This window comes from Collinsella sp. CLA-ER-H4 (genome assembly GCF_040092395.1).
Classification (GTDB): Bacteria; Actinomycetota; Coriobacteriia; order Coriobacteriales; family Coriobacteriaceae; genus Collinsella.
This window is the reverse complement of record NZ_JBBNLQ010000030.1, coordinates 1-1,184: the sequence shown is the minus strand read 5'-3', so window position 1 is coordinate 1,184 and position 1,184 is coordinate 1. Positions and strand designations below refer to the sequence as shown.

2 protein-coding genes are annotated in these 1,184 nt (G+C 64.9%); both read left to right on the top strand.

Annotated features, from left to right (window positions below):
* Positions 1 to 134 precede the first annotated feature (134 nt).
* A complete protein-coding gene (locus AAAX34_RS09415; protein ID WP_349111073.1) occupies positions 135 to 626 on the top strand; it encodes a helix-turn-helix domain-containing protein in 492 nt (163 codons plus the stop codon).
* Positions 554 to 1,184, top strand: a 631-nt coding sequence (locus tag AAAX34_RS09410; RefSeq protein WP_349111072.1) for an IS3 family transposase, incomplete at its 3' end; no start/stop codon positions are given. The genes AAAX34_RS09415 and AAAX34_RS09410, both read left to right, overlap by 73 nt.

Genomic DNA, 1,184 nt, shown 5'->3' with positions numbered 1-1,184 from the left:
ATTTCCCCGGACAGGACCACCTTTGCCGCCGAGACCTTGAACTGCCTGTCGTATCGCTTTCTTCTTTGGGTCATCTTGAACACCTTTCGCTCTTAACTAGGTGTCCAATTCATCATACCCACTCCACTTTCTTTATGCGCGTTGATTTGAGGGTGAAGCATGATGTCGAGGCCAGGAAGGCGGCCATAGGGCTCTTCGAGCTCGGGCACGGGTATAAATCTGCCGCGATTGCCCTTTCGCTTCCAGCGGAAGCCGTGAGAAGATGGCAGGAGATATACCGCGCGTTCGGGAGCGAGGTGCTGCTGCGCATGGACGGAAAGCAGGGCAGGTACACATACGAGCAGAAGGTCGCCGCCGCCTCCGCCGTCGTCGACGGCGGCATGACGAAGACCGAGGCGATGGCGGCGTTCGGCATAATGTCGATGTCGCCGCTCGATAAGTGGTGCGCGCTATACCGCCGGGGCGGCGCGGAGGCCCTGCGCCCGAGGCCCAAGGGCCGGCCGAGCGGTTCCAGGGCGAGGCCGCGGACCCGCGAGGAGGAGCTCGAGGAGCGGTGCCGAAGGCTCGAGGCGGAGGTGGCCTACCTAAAAAAATTACGCGCCCTGGTCGAGAGGGACGGTCTCTGACCAGGGCGAAGGCCGAAGCGGTCGCGGCCCTGCGCGCCGAGGGGCACGCGCTCGGGCACCTGCTCGCATGCGCCGAGCTCAAGAGGTCGACCTACTACTACGCCCTCGCGCACCCTCCGAGGCCCACGCGCCCCGAGCTCCGGGAGGCGGCCGCCGAGATCTTCTCGCGCACCGCCAACGGCTGCGGACACCGGCAGATAGCGATGTGCCTCAGGGCGGAAGAGGGGGCCGTGATAGCCGACAAGACCGTGCTCAAGATGATGCGCGAGATGGGGATTCGCTGCGGTATCAGACGCGAGACGGCCTACCACAGGTACAACTCGTACAGGGGCGTCGTCGGCAGGACGTTCGAGAACGTGATCGCGAGGGATTTCGACGCCGGGGCCCCGTGGCGGAAGCTGGGGACGGACGTCACCGAGTTCAAGGTGGCCGGCGGCAAGGCCTACTGGGCCCCGACGCTGGACTTCTGCACCAAGGAGATCGTGGCGAGCGACATATCGACCACGCCCGACATGGCCCAGCAGGCGAGGATGCTCGACGAGCTGCTGCCCAAGATCC